Source organism: Vibrio harveyi NBRC 15634 = ATCC 14126 = KCTC 12724 (assembly GCF_001591145.1).
Classification (GTDB): domain Bacteria; phylum Pseudomonadota; class Gammaproteobacteria; order Enterobacterales; family Vibrionaceae; genus Vibrio; species Vibrio harveyi.
Window position 1 is genome coordinate 1 of the sequence record NZ_BCUF01000121.1, and the last position, 1,542, is coordinate 1,542.

Below are 1,542 nucleotides of genomic sequence, written 5' to 3' on the forward strand. Positions count from 1 at the left end.
CGAATCACTCTTAAACAGCTTGTTAGTTTTAGAAGAGCGTGTAAGCAAGTTTAGTCATACCTATTGGTTGCGTGGCTACACAGCCGGAGATTAACTCTATATCAAAACATTCAGCATATTCATAAATAATATCCAGAAGCGCGTCTTCGCCAATATTTGGATGAATCCCCAAGGTCCACATACTTCTCAAGTCATCGTGAGAGCCCTTAACTAAAGCTACTTTATGTGTATCTTCCATCATGCCTCGAATGCACGATTTGACACTAGAATTCTGTTTAATCTCAAGAGCGATATACTGACCTCGAGTTGCATTTTTCTTGCGAATAACAAAATCAATAGCCATATACTCACGATGTCTAGCTTTTCTTCGGTCTATAGAGTATTGAAACTCTCTCTCCCAATATGCAACCTCTAACTGAGCTTCTAAAAAAACCGAAAACTCGACTTGTAGCCAAACCTCCCAACCAGTGATGGGTTTCGACTCAATCAATTCGAGGCGCTTTTTAATGTGCCTTTGTTGAAAAAATTCAGCGACTAAAGTCGCTATAAAATCAAAATCTCTTTTTGTCATTACCACTAAACCTAATTGGAAAACTAACGCCGCGTTAAGTGGTGAACAACGCAACCACCTAACCTAAACCATTGTGCCGTAAACACTTAAGCTGATACAAACCAAAAATGCCAAGCGTTGTGAATCCGTCTTAAACGCTTTGTTAGGCTTGTCCTGTTGCACTGACTAATTTTTGCCTTACAAAAGAGATTAACTCGTTATTAAAGAACCCAGCACCAAAGGCAAAAAGTGTGTTTGTATACATATTAAAGTCAACCAATGCTGTGCGGACATCGGCAAACACGAGATACACACCACTTTGAAGTACGAGAAAAACAACAAAGCCGGTGATTGAGCCTATTAAAAACGGACGAACAAATGCTGTCTGGATATCATTTATTGCCCTAAACGCAGAACCAACAGCTCCAGCACAAGTAAGAGCAATTAGAAATAATGTTGAATCGCTTAAGACAGGAAAAAAAGGTATTGAAAGGCGATCCGCACCCTCACCAAACGTCACGTTTTTAGATAAATTCTCATAGATAAAGATCAGAGGATCACTTGCAACCTTGCCGGCTTCAGTTGTACTCATTTGCAACCCGATTTCTCTAACAGCAAGCAGTAAAGCTTGGTTTGCTTTTAAGACTTGAACATCAACTGTTGATACTTGTGATTCGTCCAAGTAATTTTTGATACGTCGGTAAGTGTAAACATACTCGTTTGCTTCATAACTGTGTGATTCATCCGAGTACACGGGCAAATTAAAAAGCGCTTCAATCTCTTTGAAAGATTCCACAGTTTTGCTTTCATACTGCTGAATCTTGTTTTCTAACTGAAGACTCAGTTTTTTGCGTGCCTGCACTTCAAACACAGATTGGAAACAAATACCAAACAAGATAACTAACAGTCCGTAATGAACTAACTTTCTTAAATTTTTCAATACTACTCCGAACTTGTTAAAAAAGCCTAACGCCTTGTTAAGGGGTGAGCGA

General features: G+C 39.1%; 2 protein-coding genes. Both read right to left on the reverse strand.

The window, feature by feature from the left end; translation table 11 throughout:
* Positions 1-28 precede the first annotated feature (28 nt).
* On the reverse strand, positions 29-571 hold the full coding sequence (locus VHA02S_RS24715; RefSeq protein ID WP_038899443.1) for a hypothetical protein: 543 nt from the start codon (positions 569-571) through the stop codon (positions 29-31).
* A 142-nt stretch (positions 572-713) separates the two neighbouring features.
* Positions 714-1,542, reverse strand: an 829-nt coding sequence (locus VHA02S_RS24720; RefSeq protein ID WP_218000903.1) for a hypothetical protein, incomplete at its 5' end; no start/stop codon positions are given.

Coding starts and splice junctions, on each gene's coding strand:
- VHA02S_RS24715 (WP_038899443.1), bottom strand. CDS start 571: ATGACAAAAAGAGATTTTGATTTTATAGCGACTTTAGTCGCTGAATTT.